The following is a 23835-nucleotide window of genomic DNA, read 5'->3' on the forward strand; positions in this document are numbered from 1 at the left end:
TATCACAAACTTTCTCAGGAGGGGAGACAATCCCCTTCTGAGTTATACGCTCCGCGTGGATGCGCAGTGATTTTGATAAGAAGATGTCAGCAGAGCTGACCAAAATCACGCGCCAAGTCTCCGCGAGCGTCGACTTGAATTTCATACATTTGATGTATTTGATATATTTATGCAACCTATTATAATCGATAATCGGGCAAAAAGAAAGAGCCAACAGAATCATCGAGAGATAATTCTGCTGGCTCCTGCCCCTGCCAAGGAATGCCGGCAGCCGGACTCGAACCGGCACGAGGTCGCCCCCGTCAGATTTTGAGTCTGATGCGTCTGCCATTCCGCCACGCCGGCTTACTTACGCAACAAAAGAATTATAGCATAAGTGCCGAACGTTTGCAAGCAATTTTTTCAAAAATTGGAAATGGGAATTTGGTTCACACAACCGCTTCCCCTAGAACAGCTTCTCAAAGCGTTTCATTGCCTCGATCGTGTTCTCGTGGTTGTTGAATGAGGTCAAGCGGAAGTAGTTTTTACCGTTCTCACCGAAACCTGCACCCGGAGTTCCGACGACCTGAGCATTGTTTAACAGGTAGTCAAAGAATTCCCAGGATTCCATTCCATCCGGGCATTCAAACCAGATGTAAGGAGAGTGAACACCGCCGAAGAAACGGATGGTTTTCTTCTTTAAGGTCTCAGCGATGATTCTTGCATTTTCCTGATAATAATGAATGTTCTCCTGGCACTGCTTCATGCCTTCCTCAGAGAAGACTGCAGAAGCACCCTTCTGGATGATGTAGGAAGTACCGTTGAATTTTGTGCACTGACGACGGTTCCACATTGCATGCAGGGACATTTCCTTGCCGTTGGAAGCGGTGAAGACAAGCTCTCTCGGAACAACGGTGTATCCGCAGCGGGTTCCGGTAAATCCAGCGGTCTTGGAGAGGGAGCAGAACTCAATCGCACATTTCTTTGCACCCTCGATTGTGTAGATACTGCGCGGAAGTTCTGGATCACTGACGAAAGCCTCGTAAGCGGAGTCAAACAGGATGACTGCATCATTTGCGAGTGCGTAGTCCACCCACTCCTTGAGCTGTGCTTTGTTGTAGACAGCACCGGTCGGGTTGTTCGGGGAGCACAGGTAAATAATATCTGCATGAACAGACGGATCAGGCATCGGGAGGAAATCGTTTTCCGCATTTCCGGAGATATAGGTGACGTGCTTTCCGCCCATGAGGTTGGAATCGACATAGACTGGGTAAACCGGATCCGGAATCAGAATTACATTGTCGTTGGAAAACAGCTCAGAGATGTTTCCGGTATCGCTCTTTGCACCGTCGGAGATGAAAATATCAGCAGGATCAACTTCTGCACCATTTCTTGCATAGTATTCAGAAATTGCCTTGCGCAAAAATTCATATCCCTGCTCCGGACCATATCCTTTGAATGTCTCAGCGCTTGCCATTGCATCAACACCCTCGTGAAGTCCCTTGATTGCGAGGCTTCCAAGTGGAAGGGTAACGTCTCCGATTCCAAGACGGATGATGTTCGCATCCGGATGTGCCTCCGAGTAAGCGGAAACACGATGTGCAATTTCGGAGAAAAGATAGCTTTCTTTTAAATCCTGATAATGTTCATTCAGCTTTGGCATAAAAAATCCCCTCTTCCTGTAAGTATCTACTCTCGAAGTCTCTCTTCGCAAGAACAGGCACAAAGAGATTCTGAGAGCACATGAAATAAAAAAATACAAACACACTCTAGCAGAGATTAAAAATCAAGTCAAGAATAAGAAAATCAAAAAAAACACAGAGAAATGATAAAATAGGGTAGATTCAAGGGCGGAATCAGTGGTATGATGGGGGCACATAAAAAAATAAGGTGGTGACAGGGATGACATGCCGGGAGGCGGAAAAACTGATTATGCCATTTATTGATATGAAGCTGGATGAGGAAGAGCTGGAAGCATTTCTGACTCATGTGAGCACCTGTCCGGATTGCCGGGAGGAACTGGAAATCTATTATACGGTATCGTTAGGACTGCGCCAGCTTGATTCGGGTGCAGGCGGATATGACATTGCGGGAGCCTTGGAGGAAAGCCTTGAAGATGCGTGGATTAAGGTTCGCACAGCCCGTCTGCGAAAAGTGATTTGCTATGCGGTTAACACGCTCTGTGTGGCAGGCGTTCTGACACTTTTGGTGATGCAGTTTCGCATCTGGACAGAGACAGGAATTCTCTGATGGCACAGAAATAAAACTCGTTAAAAGGGCGGGAGGGCAAGAAAAGGGGGCAGACTTTTTCGTCTGTCTTTTGGAAAATGTGCGCTCTTAACGTGCTTGGAGAAAATAGAAAGTGGCGATAAAAAAACAGCCAGACTCAGAGAAGAGAGCGATCAGACTTTAGAAAATTAGGAATTTTTGAGATAAAGGAGAACAAGGTGGAAAAACTCGTACTGATTGATGGACACAGCATTTTAAACCGTGCATTTTACGGAGTGCCGGAGCTTACAAATTCGGAGGGACTTCACACGAATGCGGTTTATGGCTTTTTAAATATCATGTTTAAAATTCTCGAGGAGGAACAGGCAGATCATCTCGCAGTTGCCTTTGATTTGAGTGCACCGACGTTTCGCCATGAGAAATATCCGGATTACAAGGGAACGAGAAAGCCGATGCCGGAAGAACTCAGGGAGCAGGTTCCACTGATGAAGGAAGTGCTGACTTCGATGGGAATCCCGATCTTGAGTCTTGCAGGCTATGAGGCGGATGATATTCTCGGAACAGTCGCAAAGCGCAGTCAGGCAGATGGAATCGAGGTCTCCATCGTTTCGGGTGACCGGGATCTCTTACAGCTTGCGGACACGCACATCAAGATTCGGATTCCAAAGACAAGCCGTGGAAAGACTGAGATCCATGACTATTATCCGGAGGATGTAAAGCGCGAGTACCAGGTGACGCCGACCGAGTTCATCGATGTAAAGGCATTGATGGGAGATTCCTCCGACAACATCCCGGGAGTTCCTTCGATCGGAGAGAAGACAGCGACAAATCTGATTGTCACTTACGGAAGCATTGAGAATGTGCGGGATCATCTCGAGGAGGTGCGCCCGCCACGCGCGCAGAAGGCGCTGACGGAGCACTATGATCTTGCAGAGATGAGCAAGGATCTCGCGACGATCCGTCTTGACTGCCCGGTCGAGTTTGTCTATGACAATGCACGGATTGAGAACCTCTACACACCGGAAGCCTATCATTATATGAAGCGTCTGGAGTTTAAGTCGATTCTTGCGCGGTTTGACGCCGTGCAGATCGGGGCTGAGGAGAATCAGATCGAGGAGAAATTCTGGACGATCGAGGACTTTGCCGGAGCGGAGACAATCTTTGAGAAGGCAGAACAGGCAAAGACGATCGGATTTGAACTGATTCTCGATCAGAAGAAGGCGGTTGTCGGTCTTGCACTCTGTCTCGGGGAGGATGAGATCTATGCGATTCGGGCGGAGGGATTTCTGACCGGAGCCTACCTCGCAGATAAGATGAAGTCGTTGATAGAGAAGCGCAAAGAGCAGGACTCTGTTGCGACGATCGGACTCAAGGATCAGCTCAAGGCCATGGATCTTGAGGAGACAACTGTCGTCTTTGACACAGCGATTGCGGGCTATCTCTTAAATCCACTCAAGGATACTTACGAGTATGACGATTTGGCGAGAGATTATCTCGGAATGACCGTTCCGTCAAGAGCGGATCTGCTCGGGAAAAAGACTGTGGGCTCAGCGATGTGTGCGGGGGACGAGAAGGGATGCACCTGCGCCTGCTACATGGGATATATTGCGTGGAAGTCGATGCCGAAACTCCTTGAAAATCTTCAGAATACCGGAATGGAGAAGCTGTTCCATGAAGTAGAAATGCCTCTGATTTTCAGCCTCGATCACATGGAGAAGGCGGGAGTGCGCATCGACCGCGCTCAGCTTGAGGCATACGGCGACAGACTGAAAGAGAAGATTGCAAAGCTCGAGCAGGAGATTTACGCATCGGCGGGCGAGACGTTCAACATCAATTCTCCGAAACAGCTCGGAGAGATTCTGTTTGAGCGCATGGAGCTTCCTCACGGAAAGAAGACAAAGACCGGATATTCGACGGCAGCGGATGTGCTCGAAAAGCTCGCACCGGAGTATCCGATTGTGCGGATGATTCTCGATTACCGTCAGCTCACAAAACTCAACTCGACGTATGCGGAGGGACTTGCCGGATTTATTCAGGAGGATGGAAGAATTCACGGAACTTTCAATCAGACGATCACGGCGACGGGACGAATCAGCAGTACGGAACCGAACCTTCAGAATATTCCGGTCAGGATGGAACTTGGACGGGAGATCCGAAAAGTCTTTGTGCCGGAGGACGGGGCAGTCTTTGTCGATGCCGATTACTCCCAGATTGAGCTTCGTATCCTCGCTCATATGTCGAAGGATGCGCGCCTGATTGAGGCATACCGCGAGGCACAGGACATCCATGCGATCACGGCGTCCCAGGTCTTCCACACTCCGCTTGATGAGGTGACCCCGCTTCAGCGCCGGAATGCGAAGGCAGTAAACTTTGGAATCGTCTACGGAATCAGTGCATTTGGTTTGAGCGAGGACTTGAGCATCAGTCGAAAGGAGGCACTTGCCTACATCAACAAGTACTTTGAGACGTATCCAGGTGTAAAGACATTTCTTGACGACCTTGTCAAGGAGGGAAAGGAGCAGGGATATGTGACGACGCTCTTTGGCAGACGCCGTCCGATTCCGGAGCTCAAGTCATCGAATTTTATGCAGAGAGCTTTTGGTGAGCGAGTGGCGATGAATTCCCCGATTCAGGGAACGGCAGCGGACATCATGAAGATCGCGATGATTGCAGTCGATCGGGAACTTCGGGCGAGAAAGTTGAGATCCCGGATTGTGCTTCAGGTACACGATGAACTTCTCGTCGAGACGTTTGTGGATGAGCAGGAGGAAGTGACGGCACTTCTCGAGGAGAAAATGCGTCACGCTGTGGAACTCTCCGTTTCACTCGAAGTCGAGGCGCATGCGGGCGCAACCTGGTTTGATGCAAAATAAACACGGCCATTTTTGTGTGATACAACGATATACGAACAAATAAACCTGTATTTAGACTTGTATTTTGCTCTACAGATGTGATATAGTAATCAGAAATTTAGATGATCGTTCAAAGAACGCGAAAATTGCGGGAGTGAGTGGAAAACAATGAGAGATGACCAGATAACGATTCGTCTGGCTCAGGAGGCAGACATGGTCCGGGTCAAGGAACTGATGGACCGCGTAAAACAAAATATGGAGCATCCGGACTGGTATATCACGGATGAACTGCCATGGCTTCTGCGCCATGTGTCGGCGGAGGGATTTACGGTTCTCGCAGAAGTAAAACCGGAGGACAACGAGGAACCGGGGGCAGAGCCAAGACTCGTCGCGTTCTTTACCGTGGATCTTCCGGGAGTCCGGGAACTTTCCGGTGGGATTCACAATCCGGATCAGGGAGTGAATCTCGGAATCGATGCAGGCTTTGATGCGCAAAAACGTCTTCTCGTCGCGCATATGGATTCGGTTGCTGTTGATCCGGAATTTCGTGGTCATCATTTGCAGGGGCGACTTGTCGAGGAAGCGGAGCGCGAGCTTTCCGGGCGTATGCAGAAGTTTCTGATGTGTACGATTCATCCGGACAATCACGCAAGTCTTCACTCGATGCAAAGACACGGTTACCGCATCATTGCGACAAAGGAAAAGTACGGGGGCACGCTCCGCCACATTCTTTTAAAGGAAAAGGATGTGGCAAAAGGACTGGGAAAAACAACCGGACAATCATCGGTTGCGACTCGAAGATCAAGACCTGCGGTGCTCGTGAGTGCTTGCCTGCTTGGTTCGAACTGTCGTTATAACGAGAAAGGCGTTCTCGATGAAAATGTCCGGGCATTGATGGAAGTTGCAGATCTGATTCCGGTCTGCCCGGAAATCTATGGCGGTCTTTCCACTCCGAGAGTGCCGTCCGAGCGGGTCGGGGATCTGGTAAAAACGAAAACCGGGGCGGATGTGACGGCGCAGTATCAGAAAGGCGCCAGAGAAGCGTGGAAACTTGCCGAGCTGTTTTCCTGCACCTGCGCCGTGCTAAAAGAACGCAGTCCTTCCTGTGGTCACGGTCAGATTTATGATGGCACATACAGTGGAAAATTGACAGAGGGAAACGGAGTGACCGCCGAACTGTTGCTGGCACACGGCATTCCGGTCTTTGGAGAATCTGAGACAGAAGCGTGCCTGACATACTTAAAAAATCAGGGCTAGAGGAAGCGCGATTTTTGGGCTGTGCAAATAGGAAGAAATGAGAAGGCAGGGACTGTGACATTCAAAAAAAAGTGCGGAAATGAAAAATTTTATGGATGAGCGCACAGATTTATGATATGATACAGAATGATAACGATTCAGCAGAAGGAAATCGTTGCCAAAAACAAACGTTCAGAGAACCCATTCAGGAGAGGGCGCGCACGCAGAGGCGCAACTGATGAATGCAGATAAAAGTAAGAAAAGTGAGGAATTTATTGATATGAAGAATGAATCCGCAGAGACAATCAAGAATCAGAGACTGGTAGATGCGATGCAGGAAGTGCTGAAAGATGACAATGCTTACACGCGCGGAAAGATGGCAGCAGCTCTGATGGAGTCGAGACTGCTTTCTCCGATTCAGCGTCAGACGATTCTGACTGAGAAAGATGGTCCGTCCGTTCGCGTTCGTTTTGAGTCCATTCAGAACGATAAGGGCGAGAAGTACTACATGGGATTTACCGATCTCGATGAGTATGAGAAATGGAACGAGGATGACCGTCACAATCAGGCACTGATCATGACGATGGAAGATTTCGGAAATATCCTGATCCGCAACTTAAATGATCTGCGCGGATTTGTCATCAACCCGTATGGAGAGAACATCAGCATTTCTAAGGATCTGCTCTTATCTCTTCTCAAACAGCGTGAGGCAAAGAGAAACGCGCACAAGGCAAACTAAATTTGAAAACAGGTAGATTTCTTCGGGAAACCGAAGAGATTTCCTTAAAATACGATGAATTTGCAGGGAAAAGAGGGAAAAGAGGCATGATCATCGGAATGACCGGCGGAATCGGAGCCGGAAAGAGCAGAGTTCTCCAGATTTTGAAGGACAAGTATAAGGCCTTTGTGATTGAGGCGGATCAGGTTGCAAAAGACTTGGAACAGCCGGGACAGGAGGGCTTGAATGGTCTGGTAAAGATTTTTGGAGATCAGATTTTATCTTCGGATGGAACGCTGGACAAAGCCCTCTTTTCTAAGCTGATTTTTGGAGATTCGGATGCACTCAAAAAAGTGAATGCATTGATTCATCCGCTCGTCTGGGAGCGCATCCGTCAGATGAGCAGGGCAAGCAGTGCGGATCTTGTTGTTGTGGAGGCAGCGCTGTTTGATGAGAACAGTCGACGCGTCTGCGATTTTCTTGTCTGTGTAGATACAGATCCCCAGATCCGGATTGAACGCCTGATGAAGAACCGCGGATATTCGAGAGAGAAATGTCTCGAGATCATGGCGAAACAGCAGGATCGCGAATCGTTTGTGCAGTTGTCCGACTATGTGATTCACAATGACGGAACGCCTGAGGAGGTGGAACAGGAGATCGCAAAAATGATGGAGACGATTTCCGGCTCAGATTCCGCTCTCAAGAGACAGGATGAAAAAATCAGGCAGGAAGGTGCACAATGAGATTAGCGAGTATAGCCAGTGGCAGTAGCGGAAATTGCGTCTATGTCGGTTCAGAGAAGACGCATATTCTCGTCGATGCCGGAATCAGCAATAAACGAATTGAGCAGGGACTCAATGAACTGGGGGTTAAGGGCAGTGAGCTTGCAGGCGTGGTGATCACGCACGAACATTCCGACCATGTGAAGGGGCTTGGGGTGCTTGCGAGAAGATGCCATATCCCGATTTATGCGACACAGGGGACTCTCGATGAGATTTCCCAGATGAAAAATCTCGGGGAGTACCCGAAAGAGCTTTTAAACCCGGTCAAGCCGGATGTTGCTTTTACTGTGGGAGATCTCACGATCGACCCATTTTCCATAGATCACGACGCGGCAGATCCGGTTGCTTACCGGGTCAGTCATGACGGAAAGTCCGTTGCGGTGGCGACTGATATGGGACATTTTGATTCCTATGTGGCAGATCACCTCAAGGGACTGGATGCGGTTTTGCTGGAAGCCAACCATGATATCCGCATGTTGGAGACAGGTCCGTATCCGTATTATCTGAAACGCAGAATTCTGGGGGACCGCGGTCATCTGTCAAATGAGACTGCGGGACGGCTACTCAGCCTGATTCTTCATGATAATCTGAAGCAGGTGTTGCTTGGCCATTTAAGTAAGGAGAATAATTATGAGGCGCTCGCCTATGAGACTGTGCGCATGGAGATCAATGAGGGGGATACGCCTTATCGGGCGGATGATTTTTCCATTGCCGTAGCGGGGCGGGACAGTCTGTCACCGGTTGTTGAGTTATAACTCAGAGTGGATGCGCAGTGATTTTGATAAGAAGATGTCAGCAGAGCTGACCAAAATCACGCGCCAAGTCTCCGCGAGCGTCGACTTGAAATAGTTATTATTTTGTTGTGACAGATTGTATGCAAAATGCACGTTCAGACACACTCTGGCAAATGCTGAGGCATGCAGAAGAGACTGAAAAATCAGCTCTTTTTGTATAGAAGAAATACCACACATTTCATTTCAGAAAGGCGGAAGAGGAACATGGACAAGATTATCATTACCGTAGTAGGAAAGGACACCGTAGGAATCATCGCAAAAGTCTGCACATATCTGGCAGAGAAGAAAGTGAACATTCTGGATATTTCCCAGACGATCGTTCAGGAGTATTTCAACATGATGATGATCGCTGATATGGAACATGCAGATGCTCCATTCGCTCAGATTTCCGAGGAGCTTGAGAAACTCGGGGAAGAGATCGGCGTGAGAATCAAGTGCCAGAGAGAAGAGATCTTTACCAAGATGCATCGTATCTGATCGGATATCTGATTCTGAATAACTAATCCTAAATATCTGATATTAAATAGCTGATATTAAATAGCTGATACTATTTGTACAGGATTGTATGGAATAAGAAATGCAGAAATTACAGATTATCGATTACAGATGAGATTTTTCTGAATCAACAAGAGAAAAGATGAAAGATGACTGAGGTGAATAGCGATGTTGAATATGTTTGAAGTTATCGAGACAAATAACATGATCGAGCACGAGAAACTCGATGTGCGCACGATCACGATGGGAATCAGCCTTCTCGACTGCTGTGATGCAAATCTGGATGAGCTGAACCGCAAGATCTATGAGAAAATCACTTCCTATGCGAAAGATCTGGTAAAGACCGGTGAGGAGATCGCAAGAGACTTCGGTGTTCCGATTGTCAACAAGAGAATCTCCGTAACTCCGATTGCGCTTGTTGGCGGATGTGCCTGCAAGACTCCGGAAGATTTCGTGACGATTGCGAAGACACTTGACCGTGTGGCAAAAGAGGTTGGTGTCAACTTCATCGGCGGATATTCTGCTCTCGTGAGCAAAGGAATGACGACGGCGGAGGAAAATCTGATTCGCTCGATTCCTCAGGCACTTGCACAGACTGAGCGTGTGTGCAGTTCTGTCAACGTCGGCTCCACAAAGACGGGTCTGAACATGGATGCTGTCAATCTGATGGGTCAGATTGTGCGCGAGACGGCAGAGGCAACAAAGGAGAATGATTCTCTTGGATGTGCGAAACTTGTGGTATTCTGTAATGCACCGGATGATAACCCCTTCATGGCTGGTGCATTTCACGGCGTGACCGAGGCAGATGCGATCATCAATGTCGGTGTCAGCGGACCTGGTGTGGTAAAGGTAGCGCTTGAGAAGGCAAGAGGTGCAAACTTTGAGGTTCTGTGCGAGACGATCAAGAAGACGGCATTCAAGATCACCCGTGTAGGTCAGCTCGTTGCTCAGGAGGCATCGAAACGTCTCGGTGTTCCGTTTGGAATCATTGATCTTTCTCTTGCTCCGACTCCGGCAGTTGGCGACAGTGTCGCTGAGATTCTTGAGGAGATCGGTTTGGAGCGTGTCGGCGCACCGGGAACGACGGCAGCACTTGCAATGCTCAACGATCAGGTCAAAAAAGGCGGTGTCATGGCTTCTTCCTACGTTGGCGGACTCAGCGGTGCGTTTATTCCGGTCAGCGAGGATCAGGGTATGATCGATGCCGTTTCTCTCGGTGCTCTGACCATCGAGAAACTTGAGGCAATGACCTGTGTCTGCTCCGTTGGACTTGATATGATTGCGATTCCGGGAGATACGCCGGCAACGACGATTTCCGGTATTATCGCAGATGAGGCAGCAATCGGAATGATCAACCAGAAGACGACAGCAGTGCGTGTGATTCCGGTTATCGGAAAAGGTGTGGGCGATACGGTAGAGTTCGGTGGACTGCTCGGCTATGCGCCGGTTATGCCGGTAAATCGTTATTCCTGCGAGAAGTTTGTGACCCGTGGCGGACGAATCCCGGCACCGATTCACAGCTTCAAGAACTAAAATATATTTGCGATTGGCTTATAACGGCGAGAAGCGATCGTAACGCTCCGCCGGCGAGATAAGTCCCGCAAACTCGTTCGCACTCCGGGTTCGACGTAATGGTGCATAAGGTTGCAAACCACGCAACCTAAGCACCAACGTCTCACACGGGTTTGCGGGATCTTTCTCGCCCTGCGTCGCTGATCGTTGGTGAGTATTACAATGAATGCGTGAAAAAAAAACCACGTCTTTAGGTGTGGGATGGATAGCGCAAAACGATCAAGAAATGTGTATGCAATGATTGATTTTATTTAATTGTGTTTTGGAGAAAATGAATATGGAAGAGACTACAAAAAAGAAATCCGGGCTTGCACCGGAGTTTGTGGAAAAGATTCGTTCGTTGGCGGATGAGTTTGCCAATGAGCATTTGAAACATATTGTAGTCAGCAATCCGGTGAACCGGGAGGGTGTGCAGAAAGTGCGCATCCGCCCGGTTCTTTTAAAGGGAGAGCTGACGATGCAGGCGGAAGAATTGATTGGAACGCAGGCATTTCACAAAAATTTAAAGCCGGAGGAACTTGCTGAGTATCTGATTGGACTTTTTTCTGGTGTGCTCAAGCAAGCTCAGGTGAGTTCTGCACTCGGTGAAGCAACCGTACTTGTGAGCAAAAGCGGGACGGTGACAGTAAAAGTTCGCCGAAAGAATGGCGCAAAGCAGGCATATGCACAGATTCAGCCGAACTCATCAAGTTCATCAGATAAACAGATTAATCTGGGTGTGAATCCTCTGAATGCCGTTCTCGATCATAACCGAAAGAAACGTTACTTACTTCCAGAAGGTGTACCGGTTCCGTTTCTTGTTGATCTTGGCGTTATGACAGCACAGGGAGCGATCGTCAAGAGTCGCTATGACAAGTTCCGTCAGATTAATCGTTTCCTGGAATTTATTGAGGATATTCTTCCGGAGCTTTCAAAAGAGCGGGAGAATACGATCATTGATTTCGGATGCGGAAAATCGTATCTGACGTTTGCGATGTATTATTATCTTCATGAGGTGCAGGGCTATCCGATTCGCGTGATTGGTCTTGATTTAAAGAAAACAGTTATTGAGCACTGTAATCAGCTTGCGGAGCGTTATGGATATGAGAAACTCAAGTTCCTCTGTGGGGACATTGCTTCCTATGAGGGAGTCAATCAGGTCGATATGGTAGTAACTCTGCATGCGTGTGACACTGCAACAGATTTTGCGCTCGCAAAGGCAGTACGCTGGGGTGCAAAAGTGATCCTTTCGGTTCCATGTTGTCAGCATGAGTTGAATCGCCAGATGAAAAATGACCTCTTAAAGCCGGTGCTTGGATACGGGCTGATCAAAGAAAGAATGGCGGCGCTCTACACCGATGCTCTGCGTGCAGAACTTCTTGAAAATCAGGGCTATCGCACGTAGATTCTGGAGTTCATCGATATGGAGCACACGCCGAAGAATATTTTGATTCGTGCAGTGCGAAGCGGACGAAAGAAAAACAATCGTGCTGAGATCGAAGCAATCTGTAAGGAATTTTCCTTAAAGCCAACGCTTGCACAGCTTTTGTGGGAGTAAAGTTGCATTTTATGAAAAAAGGAAAGTGTTTGCTGTGTGGGAGAAAAGAATGTATGGCGACAGAAGGCAAAAAGTCTAAGCAAACCCGTGTGAGACGTTGGTGCTTAGGTTGCGTAGTTTGCAACCTTATGCACCATTACGTCCGCTCAGCGTATCGAGGAAGCGCCAGTGACGCTTCCGCTGATTTACCCGGAGCGAGAGCGAGTTTGCGTGACCTATTTGCCGGATGGAGCCCCGAGAATAAGAGTATGTTTGTTTAGCTTATTTGCCGGATGGAGCCCCGAGAATAAGAGTATGTTTGTTTAGCTTATTTGCCGGATGGAGCTCCGAGAATAAGAGTATATTTGTCTAGCTTATTTTACGGAAGCAGAACGATCGAGCGCGTATACTCATTCTTCATCCGTCGCCCTTTCTGAAATACAACAGACTGATAGAGATGAGATGCAAACAGCTCTTCCCGTAACATCTGTACACCACATTCACTCAATTTACTTTCTGCACCGGCGATCTTTGCGAGAGTCGGAATAGAAGAATTTGCCTTGAGCTTTGAGAGGAGCGGGGAGGCGGACTTACGGAAACCGAGAATCCGGGCGTATGGAAGACGCTCGGATTTTTTGTATTCCTCCATAGTTGTTGACTTGATGCCAAGCAGAAGATGAAGCAGGGCACGGCTGATTCGCGTGTAAGTGTATTGACGACTCTTCAACGCTGTGATGCGACCGGAAAAAGAATCAAAGGTCAGCACAGAAGCCAAAAGCCGGGAGGCAAGCTCCGGAGAGAGATCAGCAAACTGCTCAAAAGGGATTTGACTCTGCGACAGTTCAAGGAGTTTGCTGTTTAAGAGCAGAGAAAAATCATCTGCAAATATCGGAGTCGCAAGGGCACCTTCTGCATTCAGTGCGTCAAGCGCGGAGTGCGGAATCCAGAGGGAAAGCATTTGTATAAGATTGGAAATCTTAGTAACTTCTGTGTCCTCCTCTTTTTCTGAGTTTCTATTTTCGTTTCTAGTTCTATTCATTTCCATATTTCCGGTTCCATTCATTTCCACATCCACATTTTCACAGATCATAGCGCGGAGCGCAGAAGCAGACGGAAAAGCCATAGAAGTCGAATGCAGAGACCCTAAAGTCTCCGGATTTGTCGAGTCATTGTATCCCTGTCCCTCCCTGCGGATCGTGAACGGTTCAATCGAACTGTCGGTGCGGATCAGCGCCTTGAGATACTCGACTCCAAGGATATCATTGGGAGAAGAGAGTGGGATCTGAGGACTTGAACTTAAAGAGGATGAGGATGAGGACGCGGAACGCATAACCGGAGACTCTGAACGGGAAGCTGGAGACTTCGGGGATGCCTCTACATTCTGAGACTCCAAAAACGCGCGCAGGGCAAGGCTTCGGGCAAGCGGAAACGAATTTCCCTCTTTTAAAAATGCGCGCAGATTTTGCGTGTATTCCTCGGGCTCTCGCACAAGAATCTCGGCAGTCGCACGCAGATCATCAAGAGAACCGCTCTCGCTTCCAAAGCAGAGAAGATCAACAATGCCGGTTTGGTTGAAGAGAGAGACAGCCCCGTGTGCGAAAAGCTCAGCACTTGCGGTCGCAAACGAGACCGGAAGCTCAAGCACAAGGTCAGCTCCGGCGGAGAGCGCCATGCGCGTCCGGGTGTATTTGTCAAAGATTGCCGGTTCTCCGCGCTGGACAAAATCCCCGCTCATGACGATGACAACATAGTCGGCACCGGTCTGTTTTCGCACCTCCTCGATTTGATAGAGATGACCATTGTGAAACGGATTGTACTCCGCAATAATTCCTGCTGTTTTCATAACAAAAATCCTTTCTGCATATAGGGTTTTCCCTATTATATCGTTTGTTTTTTTTGCTGTAAATCCCTCATCTGCCCCGTTGACGAAAGAAGCGGATTGGGATAGAATGAAAGTATGGAAAAAAAAACATTTTTTTCCGAAAAAACATCTTGTATACAAAAAACAGGTGTTATATAATAGTATCAAAAGCAAACGCTAAACAAATGAAAGGGGTATTGCACCATGGCATTTATTGATGTAATCAAAGAAAAAGCAAAAGCTGACAAGAAGACCATCGTTCTCCCGGAGTCTATGGACAGAAGAACTTTTGAGGCTGCTGAGAAGATTCTGAAAGAAGGTCTGGCAAACTTAATCATCATCGGTACACCGGAAGAGGTTGAGGCTAACAGCAAGGGTCTGGATATCTCCGGAGCAACCATCATTAACCCGTTCACCTATGAGAAGACTCAGGAGTATGTAGACCTGTTCGTAGAGCTTCGTAAGAAGAAGGGTCTGACTCCGGAGGAAGCTAAGGAGATCATGCTCAAGGACTACGCTTACTATGGTTGTCTGATGATCAAGAACGGCGATGCTGACGGTATGGTATCTGGCGCTTGCCATTCTACCGCAAACACCTTAAGACCGTGCCTGCAGATCATCAAGACCAAGCCGGGCACCAAGCTGGTATCTGCATTCTTCCTGATGGAAGTTCCGAACTGCGAGTACGGTGAGAACGGTACCTTCGTATTCTCTGACTGCGGTCTGAACCAGAACCCGACTGCTGATGAGTTAGCAGCAATCGCTCTGAGCTCTGCTGAGAGCTTCAAGATGCTGGTTGGCAAGGAGCCGAAGGTTGCTATGCTGTCCTACTCCACCAAGGGAAGTGCAAAGCACGACGATGTAACCAAGGTACAGGAAGCTACCAGAATCGCAAAAGAGGCAGCTCCGGAGCTTCAGCTCGACGGCGAGATGCAGCTTGATGCAGCTCTGGTTGAGTCTGTTGGCGCTTCTAAGGCACCGGGTAGCACCGTTGCAGGTCACGCAAACGTTCTGATCTTCCCGAACCTGGATGCAGGTAACATCGGTTACAAGCTGGTTCAGAGACTGGCAAAGGCAGAGGCTTATGGCCCGATGTGCCAGGGTATTGCAAAGCCGGTTAACGATCTGTCCAGAGGATGCTCTGCTGACGATATCGTAGGCGTTGTAGCAATCACTGCTGTACAGGCTCAGATGAACTAATTAAACCGATTAGCGAAAACTTTGAGTCGAATCAAAAATGTTTGATCCCACGATCATCATAAAAAGAATTAGCGTTTACAACTCAGAAGGGGATTGTTTCCCCTACTGAGTTATACGCTCCGCGTGGATGCGCAGTGATTCTGATGGGAAAATGTCAGCAGAGCTGACCAGAATCACGCGCCAAGTCTACGCGAGCGTAGACTTGAGTTTAGGTGCTCTTTGGATCGCTAGGATGGCGGTTCGGAGAGCACATTAAGAAAAAATAGGAGAAAATAGAAATGAAGATTTTAGTCATCAACTGCGGAAGTTCTTCCCTGAAATATCAGCTGATCGATATGACCGATGAGAGCGTAATCGCAAAGGGATTATGCGAGAGAATCGGTATCGAGGGTTCTAAGCTGACCCATCAGCCGGCTGGCAAAGACAAGTATGTCGTAGAGAATCCGATGCCGGATCACACCGTAGCAATCCAGATGGTTATGGACGCTCTGCAGGATCCGGAGCACGGTGTAATCAAGAGCACCGACGAGATTTCCGCAATCGGTCACCGCGTTCTGCACGCTGGTACCGTTTACAGCGAGTCTTGCGTTGTAAATGAGGATGTAAAGCGCGTTGTTCGTGAGTGCTTCGATTTAGGACCTCTGCACAACCCGGCAAACCTGATGGGTATCGAGGCTTGTGAGAAGGCAATGCCAGGCAAGAAGAACGTAGCTGTATGGGATACCGCTTTCGGTATGGCTATGCCGGAGAAGGCATACATGTATGCAATCCCGCATGAGTACTATGAGAAGTACAGCATCCGCAGATATGGCTTCCACGGAACCAGCCATATGTTCGTATCTGGCGAGGCTATCAAGTTCGGTGGACTTGACCCGAAGACCGCAAAGGTTATCGTTTGCCACTTAGGAAACGGTGCAAGCATCTCTGCTTCCATCGGTGGTAAGTGCGTAGACACCAGCATGGGTCTGACTCCTCTTGAGGGTCTGATCATGGGAACCAGAAGTGGTGATATCGACCCGACCGTTGTTCAGTTCATCTGCAACAAGGAAGGCAAGACCGTAGACGAGGTTCTGAACATCCTGAACAAGAAGTCTGGTGTACTCGGCATGAGCGGTGGCGTTTCCAGCGACTTCCGTGACATCGAGACCGCAGCTAAGGAAGGCAATCACCTTGCAGAGGTTGCTCTGGAGGCATTTGTTTACCGCGTAGCAAAATACATCGGCGCTTACACCGCAGCAATGAACGGCGTAGATGCAATCGCATTTACCGCAGGTGTTGGTGAGAACGATAAGGCAACCAGAAAGAACGTATGTGAGTACCTTGGCTACCTCGGCGTTAAGATCGACGATGAGGCAAACGATGTAAGAGGTAAGAACAGAGTGATTTCTGCTGCTGATTCTAAGGTTAAGGTTATGCTGATCCCGACCAACGAGGAGTTAGCAATCGCACGCGAGACCAAGCGTCTGACCGAGTAATTCAAGTAATTTAAGTCAAGCAATTTAAATGATTTAAATAATTTAAGCAATTAATTGTAATCAACAGAACTCCTGACAGAATTGCAGAGTGGTTTTGGAAGACGGCGGTGATCCGAAGCGGATGAGACTTTGGAGTGACCGCCGTTGTTTCCCGCTGATTGCGGAAAATTTTAGAAAAAGATAAAACTTTTTATTGACAAAGCAAGACCATCTATGTATAATGTTTAAGGTGCGTATTAGGAGATTAATATGCTGATTAATTTAACAGAGCTGTTTACCAGAGATGGAAAAGAGAAAGACTATACATGCGAGATTGACATGGATGGACTTGAGACCAGAAATGGGGTATATCCGATCGTGTCAAAAGAGCCTGTGTCCCTTCATATTCGGAATCTCGGAGATCGTAAGCTATTGCTTGAGGGTCAGGCAAAGGTAACTTTGCAGATCCCATGCGACCGGTGCCTGGAGCCGGTGAACTGTCCTTTCGATCTTACCCTTGAGGACGAGCTGGATATGAGCAAGACAGAGGAAGAGCGTGCAGAGGATCTCAATGAACAGCCCTATGTAAGCGGTTATAATCTGGATGTAAACCGGTTGCTCAGTAACGAGCTATTGCTGAATCTGCCTATGAAGGTATTGTGCAGGGAAGACTGCAAAGGGATTTGCAATAGATGTGGTGCGAACCGGAATCACACGGCTTGCTCCTGTGACCAGAGTTCGCCTGACCCAAGAATGTCAGTAATCCAGGATTTATTTCAAAAGTTTAAGGAGGTGTAAACCATGTCTATCTGCCCAAAGAATAAAACTTCCAAAGCAAGACGCGACAAGCGTAGAGCTAACTGGAAAATGAGCGCTGTAAATTTAGTAAAGTGCAGCAAGTGTGGCGCACTGATGATGCCTCATCGTGTGTGCAAGGCTTGTGGGTCTTACAATAAGAAAGAGATCGTTAAGGTTGAGGACTAATTCCCAGATCGTTTTACGAACTCGATATGAATGAATATCAGAAGACTTTCGGACATTTGTCCGGAGGTCTTTTTTCGTATGATAGAAAATTGCGTCCTATCATACAAAAAATGCTCCGCAAGGATGCGCACTCGGCGCCAAAAAACTCCAATTTTGCTCCTCAAAAAATTTGGAGAAATTCATGTTGATTTATAAAATATAATCTAGTATAGTAATTAAGGAATGGAAAGACAAAAGCCGGAAAGGAGAATCGGCATGATTAAGGTAGCAGTAGACGCGATGGGCGGAGACAATGCCCCTGGCGAGATCATAAAAGGTGCTGTGGACGCGGTAAGTCGCAGAAACGATATTCAGGTTCTGCTGACAGGTCGCAAAGAGGTGCTCGAGGCGGAGTTGAACAAGTTTTCATATCCGAAAGAGCAGATTCAGATTGTTCCCGCATCGGAGGTGATCGAGACCGGAGAACCGCCAGTGAATGCGATCCGTAAGAAGAAGGATTCCTCGATTGTGGTTGGCATGAATCTGGTGAAGAACGGGCAGGCTGATGCTTTTGTGTCTGCGGGAAGCTCAGGAGCGATTCTTGTGGGCGGACAGGTCATCGTCGGCAGAATCAAGGGAGTCGAGAGACCGCCATTTGGTGCATTGATTCCGACAGAGAAGGGCGTTTCCCTTCTGCTTGACAGCGGAGCAAATGTGGACGCAAGACCGTCTCACCTGCTTCAGTTCGCGCGGATGGGTTCGATTTACATGGAACATGTGGTCGGCATTCCGCATCCGAGAGTTGGCATTGTGAATGTCGGAGTCGAGGAGGAGAAGGGCAATGCGCTCGTGAAAGAGACGTTTCCTCTCTTAAAAGAATGTTCTGACATCAACTTTACCGGAAGTATTGAGGCGAGAGAGATTCCGCATGGCGGAGCAGATGTCATTGTCTGCGAGGCATTCACGGGAAATGTTATCCTGAAACTTTATGAGGGAACGGCATCGACGCTGATGCATATTGTGAAGAAGGGAATGATGAGTTCACTTCGGAGCAAGATCGGAGCTTTGCTGGTGAAACCGGCGCTCAAGGAGACGCTCAAGTCGTTTGATGCGACCCAGTACGGTGGAGCACCGCTTCTGGGACTCAAGGGACTCGTTGTGAAGACACACGGAAGCGCAAAGGCAGTGGAAGTGAGCAATTCCATCATCCAGTGTGTGACCTTCAAGGAACAGAAGATCAACGAGAAGATTCAGGAAAGCCTGAAGACGGAAAAACAGGATCTTTAAACTGAGATCAAGTAAAAGCAAGACAAACAAACAAAAAGTAAACAAAAACCAACAGAAAACAAAAAAGAAAAAGAAATAGGAAGAGGAGAGAAAAGATATGGAATTCGAGAAGCTTCAGAACATTATTGCGGAGGTTATGAACGTAAGCGCAGATGAGATCAGCATGGAGACCACCTTTGTTGAGGATCTGGGTGCAGATTCTCTGGACATTTTCCAGATCATCATGGGAATCGAGGAGGAGTTTGACATCGAGATCCCGACTGAGGCAGCAGAGCAGATCGTGAGCGTTGCAGATGCCGTTGATCAGATCAAGAGTGTTCTGAACTAATTGTAAAGGAATCGGAACCATTCTGAACGAGTCAGAAGAGTCAAAAATAGAGACGAGCAGGAAAAATCAGGGAACGCATCATCGGTGCGTTTCTGATCTGCAAAGCAGAGAAACAAAAAGGGGCTGTCGGAAGTGTCCGTGCGCCCCTTTTGCTTGTAAAAAGGAGAAAGCATGAATCGCGAATTAAAAGAACTGGAACAAAAAATTGGTTATCAGTTTCAGGATGAAAAGTTATTTGCCCAGGCAATGACACACAGCTCCTATGCAAATGAGCACCGTCTGAGCAAGGCCGGATGCAACGAGCGTCTGGAATTTCTTGGAGATGCAGTCTTGGAGGTTGTCTCAAGTGACTTCCTTTTTCACATGTATCCGGACAAGCCGGAGGGCGAGTTGACGAAGATCCGCGCGAGCATCGTGTGCGAGCCGACGCTGGCATACTGTGCAGGGGATATTGATCTTGGTTCCTATCTGCTTCTTGGAAGAGGCGAGGAGGCAACCGGTGGACGCGGACGCAATTCTGTCGTATCGGATGCGATGGAGGCACTGATCGGAGCCATTTATCTGGATGGTGGTTTTGCTAATGCAAAAGAGTTCATACATCGCTTTATTATGAACGACATTGAGCACAAACAGCTCTTTTATGATAGCAAGACAATCCTTCAGGAGATGGTGCAGGCTACTACGGAAGACCATCTGGAGTATGAGGTTCTGCGCGAGGAGGGACCGGACCACAACAAGACGTTTGAGGTGAGAGCTCTTCTCGGTGGCGAGGAGATCGGTCGCGGAACCGGAAGAACGAAGAAGGCGGCAGAGGCAGTTGCCGCTTATCGGGGAATTTTAAAGCTGAGAAATAATAAGGAATAATCGAGAATGTATTTAAAAAGCATAGAGATTCAGGGCTTTAAATCGTTTGCAAACAGAATTCTCTTTGAGTTTCACAACGGAATCACTGGAATTGTGGGACCGAATGGAAGCGGAAAGAGCAACGTCGCGGATGCGGTTCGCTGGGTTTTGGGCGAGCAGAGAGTCAAGCAACTGCGCGGTGGAACGATGCAGGATGTCATTTTTGCCGGAACACAGATGCGCCGTCCGCAGGGATTTGCCTATGTCGCGATCACACTGGACAACTCGGATCACCAGTTGGCAGTTGATTTTGACGAGGTGACGGTCTCGAGACGGCTGTATCGATCAGGGGAGAGTGAGTACCGGATCAACGGGACGGCGTGTCGTCTAAAGGATGTCAATGAGCTGTTCTACGACACGGGTATCGGAAAAGAGGGATACTCGATCATCGGTCAGGGACAGATCGACAAGATCTTGAGCGGAAAGCCGGAGGAGAGGCGTGAGCTTTTCGACGAGGCTGCCGGAATTGTGAAATTTAAGAGACGAAAGGCACTTGCACAGAAGAAACTTGAGGATGAGAAACAGAACCTCGTCCGCGTGACGGATATCCTCTCGGAGCTGGAGAAACAGGTCGGACCGCTTGAGAGACAGGCGGAGACCGCAAAGAAGTATTTAGCACTCCGGGAAGATCAGAAGCGCTGTGAGGTCAACCAGTTTTTGATGGAGACCGAGGAATTTCAGGCGCAGGCGGAAGCAATCAATGAGAAATTAAAGATTGCGGAGGCGGATCTTTCGCAGGTAAAGGCGCAGTCGGATGCACTCAGGGAATCCTACGGGAAACTTGAGGAGGAGACTGCGGAGCTTGATCTTGAGATCTCGGAGAAGCGCACGCTCTTAAATCAGCATGAGATGGAGAAGGGAAGTCTTGAGGGACAGATCAACGTCCTTCACGAGCAGATCAACACCGAAAAGATGAATGCGGAGCATATTCGCTCGCGTATGGAATCGGTGACCCGTGATCTCAAAGATCGCAGTCAGCAGATGGCGACTTACCGGACAGAGAAAGAGGAGGCATCCGGAAGGGCGCAGGAGAGCAGTCAGCGCCTCGCGCAGGAGACGGATGAACTTCACAGACGGGATGAGAATCTTGCATTTCTCGAGCAGAAGATCGAGGAGGCAAAGAATGGAATCATCACAGCGTTAAACGAGAAAGCCTCTCTGACTGCGAGAGAACAGCGCTACGAGGCGATGCTTGAGCAGGTTCAGGTGCGTCGCTCGGAAGTCAGCCAGAAACTTTTAAAGATCAAGAGTGATGAGTCGGTTCAGGACGAGCAGGTTGAGGTACAGCAGGTCGAGATTGGCCGCGCAAAGGAGAAACTCGAGGAATTAAAGAGTGCACAGGCAGAGAAGGAGAGTCAGCAGACTCTGCTTGAGAAAAGCTGTCGGAAACTTCGCCAGTCGCTCTCGGAGGCACAGCAGGAGCAGAAGATTGCGTCTGCAAAGCTCGATTCCCTGCGAAATCTTGCAGAGCGCTATGAGGGCTATGGAAGCAGTACGCGTCGCGTGATGGAGCAGAGAGAGCGCGTCAGCGGAATTCACGGTGTCGTTGCCGATCTGATCACGACGAAGAAAAAGTATGAGACGGCGATTGAGACAGCTCTTGGAGGAAGCATTCAGAATGTGGTGACGGACTCCGAGCAGACCGCGAAAGAGCTGATCGAGTACTTAAAAAAGAACCGTTTCGGTCGTGTGACCTTTCTTCCGCTCACAAGTATCGGTCAGGGCGGGGGATTTTCAAGACCGGAGGCACTCTCTGAGCCGGGAGTCATCGGACTTGCGAGTGATCTCGTCTCAACGGAAGCACAGTATCAGGTGCTTTCGCTTCATCTTCTCGGTCGCGTGCTCGTTGTCGACACGATCGACCATGCGATTGCACTCGCAAAGAAGTTCCGCTACACGCTTCGCATTGTAACCTTGGAGGGCGAGCTGTTGAGCGCCGGCGGTTCGATGACAGGTGGTGCATTCAAGAATACGAGCAATCTGCTTGGAAGAAAGCGAGAGCTTGACGAGCTCGAAGGGCAGTGTGTGCGTGCCGGAGAGAAGAGCCAGAGACTTGCTCAGGAATTGAAAGAGCAGGAAACGGCGCTCACAAAAGTACAGCGGGAGAGGACAAAACTGAATCAGAATGTGCAGGAGGCTTCGATCCGCTACAATACCGCTACGCTTGCACTCAAACAGATTGAGACGAGGAGAGAGGAGATCCGCGAGTCCTCAAGAGACCTTGTGCTTGAAAACGGACAGCTTGAGACTCAGATCAAGGAGATCGAGGCGAGCCGGAGAAAGGTCAGAGAGGAGACCGAGGTTCTCGCAAAGAAGAATCAGGACTTCAACGAGGAGATTGAAAAGCGGGGAAGCGAGCTGGAAAAAGCCAAGCGTGAGCGCGAGCTTGCGTCTGCAAAACTTGAGCAGATCCGCATGGAGGAATCGACACTTAAGCAGAATGAGGCATTTGCACAGCAGAATATTTCTCGTGTAGAAGAGGAAGTCCGCAAACTCGAGGAGGAACTTGAGGGACTTCGAGGCGGAAGCGAGGGTTCTGAGGAAGCCATTGATCAGAAAAATCAGGAGATCGAGGCGTTAAAAGCGAGAATTTCGGATTCGGCGAAGGAGAAGGAAGAACTTGCGACCTCTCTTGAAAAGAAACTTGCCGACCGCGAGACGAAGGGAAAACGTCAGAAGGAATTCTTTGACCGAAGAGAGGATCTCTCTGGTCAGATCAGTCAGCTTGACCGCGAGGTTGTCCGTCTGCAAAGCCAGAGAGAAAAGCTCGAGGAGAAGCAGGACGGACGGATTCATTATCTCTGGAATGAGTATGAACTCACGCCGAGCGTCGCAAAGAATCTTCGCGATCCCAGTCTTCATGATCTTGCCGATCTTCGCGCACGGGCAGATTCCCTCAAACAGCAGGTGAGGGCACTCGGAAATGTAAACGTCAATGCGATTGAGGCGTACAAGGAGATCTCGGAGCGTTACCTGTTTATGAAGGGACAGCATGAGGATCTTGTGCAGGCAGAGGAAGCACTTGTGAAGATCATTGAGGAGCTTGATCTCGGAATGCGCCGTCAGTTTGAGGAAAAATTTAAGGAGATCCGGCAGGAGTTTGACCGCGTGTTCCAGGAGCTCTTCGGAGGCGGTCACGGAACGCTGAATCTTCAGGATGATGAGGATATCCTTGAGGCGGGAATCCAGATCATTGCACAGCCACCGGGCAAGAAACTCCAGAATATGATGCAGTTGTCCGGAGGAGAGAAGGCACTGACTGCAATCTCTCTGCTGTTTGCGATCCAGAACCTCAAGCCATCGCCGTTCTGTCTGCTCGATGAGATTGAGGCGGCACTCGACGACTCGAATGTCGACCGCTTTGCCGGTTATCTTGGAAAACTGACGAAGAACACGCAGTTTATCGTCATCACGCATCGAAGAGGCACGATGATGGCATCCGACCGTCTCTACGGAATTACGATGCAGGAGAAGGGTGTCTCCACGCTTGTGTCGGTAAATCTGATTGAAGACCAGTTGGATGAGTAGCGGAAGTTGGACGAGCAGAAGAAGAAAAGAAAATGAAGGAAATTAAGAAATAAAGAAATAACAAACGAATTCATGTTTGAAAAGAAAAACATAGATTTCTGCGACAGAATGTATTAAAATCGACTTATGGAGGTGGAC

The 23835-nt window shown here is 48.7% G+C and carries 18 protein-coding genes, 1 tRNA gene and 2 pseudogenes; 18 read left to right on the forward strand and 3 right to left on the reverse strand.

Annotated features, from left to right (window positions below):
- Positions 1–262: 262 nt before the first annotated feature.
- Positions 263–345, reverse strand: a tRNA-Leu gene (locus ACR0QT_RS05700).
- A 100-nt stretch (positions 346–445) separates the two neighbouring features.
- Positions 446–1642 carry an LL-diaminopimelate aminotransferase gene (locus tag ACR0QT_RS05705; RefSeq protein ID WP_432629890.1) on the reverse strand — a complete coding sequence of 399 codons (1197 nt, stop codon included), beginning with the start codon at positions 1640–1642 and terminating at the stop codon, positions 446–448.
- Between the two features lie 239 nt (positions 1643–1881).
- Between ACR0QT_RS05705 and ACR0QT_RS05710 the strand changes: the two genes are divergently transcribed.
- The 10 genes and pseudogenes from ACR0QT_RS05710 to ACR0QT_RS05755 all read left to right on the forward strand — a co-directional run bounded on the left by ACR0QT_RS05710 (position 1882) and on the right by ACR0QT_RS05755 (position 12194).
- Positions 1882–2229, forward strand: coding sequence for an anti-sigma factor family protein (locus tag ACR0QT_RS05710; RefSeq protein ID WP_432629891.1), 348 nt, complete (start codon positions 1882–1884; stop codon positions 2227–2229).
- A 197-nt stretch (positions 2230–2426) separates the two neighbouring features.
- Positions 2427–5081 (forward strand): DNA polymerase I, encoded by a 2655-nt coding sequence (gene polA, locus ACR0QT_RS05715; protein ID WP_432629892.1) that lies wholly within the window; start codon positions 2427–2429, stop codon positions 5079–5081.
- A 495-nt stretch (positions 5082–5576) separates the two neighbouring features.
- Positions 5577–5729, forward strand: a pseudogene (locus tag ACR0QT_RS05720) (GNAT family N-acetyltransferase); the annotation flags it as partial.
- A 144-nt stretch (positions 5730–5873) separates the two neighbouring features.
- A complete protein-coding gene (locus ACR0QT_RS05725; RefSeq protein WP_432629985.1) occupies positions 5874–6317 on the forward strand; it encodes a DUF523 domain-containing protein in 444 nt (147 codons plus the stop codon).
- Positions 6318–6534: 217 nt separating this feature from the next.
- On the forward strand, positions 6535–7035 hold the full coding sequence (locus ACR0QT_RS05730) for an SseB family protein (RefSeq protein ID WP_308450651.1): 501 nt from the start codon (positions 6535–6537) through the stop codon (positions 7033–7035).
- A gap of 86 nt (positions 7036–7121) precedes the next feature.
- Positions 7122–7757, forward strand: a complete 636-nt coding sequence (coaE, locus tag ACR0QT_RS05735) for a dephospho-CoA kinase (protein WP_432629893.1) — start codon at positions 7122–7124, stop codon at positions 7755–7757.
- Positions 7754–8551 (forward strand): MBL fold metallo-hydrolase, encoded by a 798-nt coding sequence (locus tag ACR0QT_RS05740; RefSeq protein ID WP_432629894.1) that lies wholly within the window; start codon positions 7754–7756, stop codon positions 8549–8551. The genes coaE and ACR0QT_RS05740 overlap by 4 nt, the downstream gene beginning before the upstream one ends.
- A 243-nt stretch (positions 8552–8794) precedes the next feature.
- Positions 8795–9067, forward strand: a complete 273-nt coding sequence (locus tag ACR0QT_RS05745) for an ACT domain-containing protein (protein ID WP_432629895.1) — start codon at positions 8795–8797, stop codon at positions 9065–9067.
- 186 nt (positions 9068–9253) lie between these two features.
- On the forward strand, positions 9254–10618 hold the full coding sequence (locus ACR0QT_RS05750) for a PFL family protein (protein WP_432629896.1): 1365 nt from the start codon (positions 9254–9256) through the stop codon (positions 10616–10618).
- Between the two features lie 316 nt (positions 10619–10934).
- Positions 10935–12194 (forward strand): annotated as a pseudogene (locus ACR0QT_RS05755) (class I SAM-dependent methyltransferase).
- A gap of 358 nt (positions 12195–12552) precedes the next feature.
- Here the strand turns inward: ACR0QT_RS05755 and ACR0QT_RS05760 are convergent.
- Positions 12553–14016: a tRNA(Met) cytidine acetate ligase gene (locus ACR0QT_RS05760; RefSeq protein ID WP_432629897.1), complete on the reverse strand. Its 1464-nt coding sequence runs from the start codon at positions 14014–14016 to the stop codon at positions 12553–12555.
- 222 nt (positions 14017–14238) lie between these two features.
- Between ACR0QT_RS05760 and pta the strand changes: the two genes are divergently transcribed.
- The 8 genes from pta (at position 14239) to smc (ending at position 23697) form a co-directional block, all read left to right on the forward strand.
- On the forward strand, positions 14239–15234 hold the full coding sequence (gene pta / locus ACR0QT_RS05765) for a phosphate acetyltransferase (protein ID WP_432627494.1): 996 nt from the start codon (positions 14239–14241) through the stop codon (positions 15232–15234).
- A 278-nt stretch (positions 15235–15512) separates the two neighbouring features.
- Positions 15513–16709: an acetate/propionate family kinase gene (locus tag ACR0QT_RS05770; protein WP_432629898.1), complete on the forward strand. Its 1197-nt coding sequence runs from the start codon at positions 15513–15515 to the stop codon at positions 16707–16709.
- Positions 16710–16958: 249 nt separating this feature from the next.
- Positions 16959–17486, forward strand: a complete 528-nt coding sequence (locus tag ACR0QT_RS05775; RefSeq protein ID WP_432629899.1) for a YceD family protein — start codon at positions 16959–16961, stop codon at positions 17484–17486.
- A gap of 3 nt (positions 17487–17489) precedes the next feature.
- Entirely contained in the window at positions 17490–17672 is a 183-nt protein-coding gene (rpmF, locus tag ACR0QT_RS05780) for a 50S ribosomal protein L32 (RefSeq protein WP_177976594.1), read from the forward strand.
- A 255-nt stretch (positions 17673–17927) separates the two neighbouring features.
- Positions 17928–18938 (forward strand): phosphate acyltransferase PlsX, encoded by a 1011-nt coding sequence (gene plsX, locus ACR0QT_RS05785; RefSeq protein WP_432629900.1) that lies wholly within the window; start codon positions 17928–17930, stop codon positions 18936–18938.
- A 97-nt stretch (positions 18939–19035) separates the two neighbouring features.
- On the forward strand, positions 19036–19266 hold the full coding sequence (gene acpP / locus ACR0QT_RS05790) for an acyl carrier protein (protein ID WP_308450642.1): 231 nt from the start codon (positions 19036–19038) through the stop codon (positions 19264–19266).
- Between the two features lie 171 nt (positions 19267–19437).
- Positions 19438–20130, forward strand: a complete 693-nt coding sequence (gene rnc / locus ACR0QT_RS05795; protein ID WP_308450641.1) for a ribonuclease III — start codon at positions 19438–19440, stop codon at positions 20128–20130.
- 6 nt (positions 20131–20136) lie between these two features.
- A complete protein-coding gene (gene smc, locus ACR0QT_RS05800; RefSeq protein ID WP_432629901.1) occupies positions 20137–23697 on the forward strand; it encodes a chromosome segregation protein SMC in 3561 nt (1186 codons plus the stop codon).
- The last annotated feature ends 138 nt before the right edge of the window (positions 23698–23835 follow it).

This window comes from Brotaphodocola sp. (assembly GCF_050873365.1).
GTDB lineage: Bacteria > Bacillota > Clostridia > Lachnospirales > Lachnospiraceae > Brotaphodocola.